This is a genomic window from Aquipuribacter hungaricus (genome assembly GCF_037860755.1).
GTDB classification, from domain to species: Bacteria; Actinomycetota; Actinomycetes; order Actinomycetales; family JBBAYJ01; genus Aquipuribacter; species Aquipuribacter hungaricus.
In genome coordinates this window covers 1-4,895 of the sequence record NZ_JBBEOI010000251.1, presented here as the reverse complement: position 1 = coordinate 4,895, position 4,895 = coordinate 1, and the positions used below count along the sequence as shown (strand labels likewise).

Here is a 4,895-nt window from a genome sequence, read left to right as displayed (position 1 = left end):
GGGCGGCTTCGGCGGTGGCGGGGGCGGCGGCTTCGGCGGCGGCTTCGGCGGCGGCGGGGGCTTCGGCGGGGGCGGCGGCTTCGGCGGCGACTTCTGACCGGCCCGCCCGTCACGCACCGACCCGCGGCGCACGACCGGCCACGCCCGATCCCGCAGCGCACGACCCGTCCCGCACGTACGTCCACAGGTGTCCGGCAGTCCCAGCAGTCCCCAAGCAGTCCACAGCACGGAGGAGCTCACATGGCACAGCAGTCCATCTTCGGTCGCATCTCCCAGCTCGCCCGGGCGAACATCCACGCGATGATCGACCAGGCCGAGGACCCCGAGAAGATGCTCGACCAGATGATCCGCGACTACACCGCGAACATCACCGAGGCCGAGCAGGCGGTCGCCCAGACCATCGGCAACCTGCGCCTCATGGAGGCCGACCGCGACGAGGACGCCGCCGCCGCCCGTGACTGGGGCAGCAAGGCCGTCGCGGCCAGCACCCGCGGCGACCAGCTGCGCGCCGCCGGCAACGCGTCCGAGGCCGACCGTCTCGACGGTCTCGCCAAGGTCGCCATCGAGCGGCAGATCAAGGCGGAGCAGGAGGCGTCCTCCCTCGGCGGCCAGATCGCCTCGCAGCAGGCCGTGGTGGACAAGCTGCGCGCCGGCCTGGAGGGCATGAAGGGCAAGCTCGGCGAGCTCAAGTCCCGCCGCGACGAGCTGGTCTCGCGCCAGAAGGTCGCCGTCGCCCAGAACCAGATGCACGACGCGATCAAGAGCATCGACCTGGCCGACCCGACGAGCGAGCTCACCCGCTTCGAGGAGAAGATCCGCCGCGAGGAGGCCCGCGCCCTGGGCAACGCCGAGCTGGCCGCGTCGAGCCTGGACAACCAGTTCGCCGAGCTCGAGGACGCGGGCACCGCGATCGAGGTCGAGTCGCGCCTGGCCGCCCTCAAGCAGGGCCAGTCCCCCGCGTGAACGACGCGCTCGGGCTCCGCGTCGTCTCCGGCCACCCGGACGACGCGGAGCTCGCGGCGCTCGTCGCCGTGCTGCTCGCGGCCGGCGCCCCCGCCCCGGCGGCAGCGGACGACCGCCGCGGCGGTCTCTGGGGCCACCCGGCCACCCTGGTGAGGTCGGCCGGGGTCCCGCAGGTGGGCGGCTGGGCGGCCCCCCGCCCCTGAGCCCGACGGGGGACCTCCGGCCGTGCGCCGGCAGGTCCCCCGCGCGGCGGGCGGCTACGTTCCTCCGGTGAGCACCGACCCCCGCCGTCCCACCGCCGTCGACGCCCTCGCCGAGGAGCTGCTCGAGGCCTACGCCGCCCTCGACCCGGAGGCCGCGACCATCACGGGCATCGCCGGGCACGACCACCGCCTCACCGACCACTCGGTCGCCGGCATCGCCGAGCGCACCGCCCTGTTCGCCGACGTCCTGCGCCGCCTGGACGCCCTGGAGCCGGCGGACGCCACCGACGTCGTCACCGCCGACGTCCTCCGCGAGCGGGCGGGCGCCGAGATCGCCATGGCGGAGGCCGGCGAGCACGCCGCCGCCCTGGACGTCCTGGCCTCGCCCGTTCAGCGCATCCGCGAGGTCTTCGACCTCATGCCGACCGACGACGACGCGGCCTGGTCCACGGTCGCCGAGCGGCTGCGCGCGGTCCCGGAGGCCGTCGAGGGGTACCTGTCCGCGCTGCGGGACTCGGCCGCGCAGGGTCGGGTCGCCGCCCGCCGCCAGGTGCTGGTCACGGCGGTGCAGTGCGACGACAACGTCGGCCCGGCCGGCTTCTTCCTGGCCACCGCCACGCGGGCCCGCACGGCCGTGCTCGCCGACGACAGCGACCCCCTGGGCGACGACCTGCTCGCCGAGCTCGACGAGGCCGCGCTCGGCGCGTCCGAGGCGTACGCCGGCCTGGCCCGCGCGCTGCGCGAGGAGCTGCTGCCCCAGGCGCCGGAGGAGGACGCGGTCGGGGCCGAGCGCTACGCCGTCCGGCTGCGCTACTACCTGGGCGCCGACGTCGACCTGCGCGAGACCTACGAGTGGGGCGTCTCGGAGGTCGAGCGGCTCGTCGCCGAGGGCACCGAGGTCGCGCGCACGCTGGGCGCGGCCACCGTCCAGGAGGCCGTCGAGCAGCTCGACCACGACCCGGCCCGGCTCGTCCACGGCGCCGAGGCGTTCCGTGACTGGATGCAGGCCGTCTCCGACGAGGCCGTCGCCGCCCTGGGCGGCAGCCACTTCGACGTGCCCGACGCCGTCCGCACCCTCGACTGCCGGATCGCGCCCTCGACGACCGGCGTCGTCTACTACACGCCCCCGTCGGAGGACCTGTCCCGCCCGGGCGCCATGTGGTGGTCGGTGCCCAAGGGGATGACGTCGTTCAGCACGTGGCAGCAGCGCACGACCGTCTACCACGAGGGTGTCCCGGGCCACCACCTGCAGATCGCCCAGACGCTGCTGCGCACCGAGGAGCTCAACCGCTACCGCCGGGTCGGGGTGTGGGTGTCCGGCCACGGCGAGGGGTGGGCCCTGTACTCCGAGCAGCTCATGGCCGAGCTCGGCTACCTCGACGACCCGGGCGACCGGCTCGGCCTCATCGCCTCCCAGCTGCTGCGCTCGGTGCGCGTCGTGCTCGACATCGGCGTGCACTGCGGCTTCGAGCCCCCCGCCCGGGCCGGCGGCGGCGCCTGGACCTACGACTCGGCGTGGGCGTACCTCACCTCGGTGGTGCCCGAGCCCGAGGCGACGCTGCGGTTCGAGCTCGACCGCTACCTCGGCCACCCCGGCCAGGCCCCGTCGTACAAGGTCGGCGAGCGGACCTGGCTGGAGCTGCGCGAGCAGGCCCGCGAGCGCGAGGGCGACGCCTTCGACCTCACCGCCTGGCACCGCCGGGCCCTGGACCTCGGCTCCGTCGGCCTGGACACCCTGCGCCGGGCCCTGGCGTGAGCCCGCGCCTGGTCCTGGCCTCCCGGTCACCCGCCAGGCTCGCCACCCTGCGCGCCGCCGGCGTCGAGCCGGAGGTGCGGGTGAGCGCGGTCGACGAGGACGAGGTCGTCGCCCGCTACGGCGTTGACGACCCCTCCGACGTCGCCCTGCTCCTGGCCCGGGCCAAGGCGGAGGACGTGGCCGCCGCCCTGCGCGACGACGACGGCCCCGGTCCGCTCGTCGTCGGCTGCGACTCCGTCCTGGACCTCGACGGCCGGGCGTACGGCAAGCCCGGGACGCCGGAGGTGGCGCGGGAGCGCTGGCTGCAGATGCGCGGGCGCACCGGGGTGCTGCGCACCGGGCACTGGCTCGTCGACGCCCGCGACGCCGAGGACGGCGGCACGGGGGTGAGCATCGGCGAGCTGAGCAGCACCCTGGTCCGCTTCGCCGACCTCGACGACGACGAGGTCGACGCCTACGTCGCCACCGGCGAGCCCCTGCAGGTGGCCGGCTCGTTCACCGTCGACGGGCTCGGCGGCGCGTACGTCGAGGGCGTCGACGGCGACCACCACGCCGTCGTCGGGATCGGCCTGCCCACCCTGCGCCGACTCGTCCGCCAGGTCGGCGTGCCGTGGCACTCGCTGTGGGCCGCCCGCGCCTGACCCGCTCCTGACCCGCCGCGCGCCCGGGGCCTGACGGGGCCCCGGCCGCCCCCGCGACCCGACTGCTCCGTCGCTACAGCCGCGGCCCGGACCGGCCGATGGGGCGACCATGACCTCCCGCACCCGCCGGGCGTCGCTGCGAGCGCGCGTCGTCGGCATCTGTCTCGTCGCTGTCGCCGTCTCGACCGGCTGCCTGTCCGCCGTGACCCTCGTCCAGTCCGACCGCGCCACCGACGTCGCCCTCGCCGAGAACGAGCAGGCCGTCGCCGAGCGCGCCCGCGGCAGCGCCGAGGACCTCTACGGCACCGTCGCCGCCGTCGGGAGCAAGACCAGCGGCGAGATCGCGTCGGCGCTGCGGGTCGCCGACGACCAGCTGGCCCGCGCCGGCGGCGTGCGCGTCGGCACCGCCCCCGTCGCCTGGACGGCCGTCGACCAGTTCTCCAAGCAGGAGTCCGCGGTCCAGCTGCCCCAGCTGCTCGTGGGCGACCGCTGGCTGGAGCCGACGAGGAGCTTCGACGTCCGCGTCCCCGTGGTCGACGACATCGCCGAGCTGTCCGGCGCCACCGTGACCATGTTCCAGCGCATGCCCGACGGCGCCATGCTGCGGGTCGGCACCACCGTCCGCTCCGACGCCGACGTGCGCGCCATCGGCACCTACATCCCCGTGACCAACGTCGACGGCAGCCCGAACGCCGTCGTGGCCTCGCTGCTGGCCGGCGAGACCTACCTGGGCAACGCCTTCGTCGTCAACGCGTGGTTCGAGTCGGCGTACCAGCCGGTCGTGCAGGACGGCGAGGTCGTCGGCGCTGTCTACGTGGGCATCCAGCAGCAGCAGGTGCCCGAGCTGTCCGAGGCCGTGCTGTCCGCGGCGCTCGGCGAGCGCGGCGAGACCTTCGTCGTCGGCACCACCGGCACCCGCGCCGGCGTCTACGACCTGGCCGTGGACAGCGCCCTGGTCGGCACCTCCGCCGTCGAGCAGGACCTCGACGCCGACGGCGGCCGCTGGCTGGAGCCGGTCCTCGAGGCCGCGCCCGACCTGGCCCCCGGTGAGGCCGGCACCACGACCTTCGAGCGACCCGCCGCCGGCGGCGGCACCGAGACGGTCACCGTCGGCTACAGCTACTACGCGCCCTGGGACTGGACCGTCGTCAGCCTCGTCAGCCACACCGACTTCGCCGCCACCGCCGAGCGCCTCGCCGCCGTGCAGCGCCAGACCGTCCTGCTCATCGCCGGCGCGGCCCTGCTCGCCGCCCTCGTCGCGGTCCTCGTCGGCGCACGGCTGGCCCGCCGGGCCACCCGCCCGGTCGCCGACGCGGCGCGCGCGGTGGGCCT

At 75.8% G+C, this 4,895-nt stretch carries 5 protein-coding genes; all 5 read left to right on the top strand.

Annotated features, from left to right (window positions below; all coding sequences use genetic code 11):
- The first annotated feature begins 240 nt into the window (after positions 1–240).
- Positions 241–963: a PspA/IM30 family protein gene (locus WCS02_RS17390; RefSeq protein WP_340295507.1), complete on the top strand. Its 723-nt coding sequence runs from the start codon at positions 241–243 to the stop codon at positions 961–963.
- Positions 960–1,166 carry an acyl-CoA carboxylase epsilon subunit gene (locus WCS02_RS17385; RefSeq protein WP_340295506.1) on the top strand — a complete coding sequence of 69 codons (207 nt, stop codon included), beginning with the start codon at positions 960–962 and terminating at the stop codon, positions 1,164–1,166. Before WCS02_RS17390 ends, WCS02_RS17385 begins: the two co-directional genes overlap by 4 nt.
- Before the next feature lie 67 nt (positions 1,167–1,233).
- Positions 1,234–2,922 carry a DUF885 domain-containing protein gene (locus tag WCS02_RS17380; RefSeq protein ID WP_340295505.1) on the top strand — a complete coding sequence of 563 codons (1,689 nt, stop codon included), beginning with the start codon at positions 1,234–1,236 and terminating at the stop codon, positions 2,920–2,922.
- Positions 2,919–3,563 (top strand): Maf family protein, encoded by a 645-nt coding sequence (locus WCS02_RS17375; RefSeq protein WP_340295504.1) that lies wholly within the window; start codon positions 2,919–2,921, stop codon positions 3,561–3,563. Before WCS02_RS17380 ends, WCS02_RS17375 begins: the two co-directional genes overlap by 4 nt.
- A 109-nt stretch (positions 3,564–3,672) precedes the next feature.
- The coding region (locus WCS02_RS17370) for a Cache 3/Cache 2 fusion domain-containing protein (RefSeq protein WP_340295503.1) at positions 3,673–4,895 on the top strand (1,223 nt) is incomplete at its 3' end.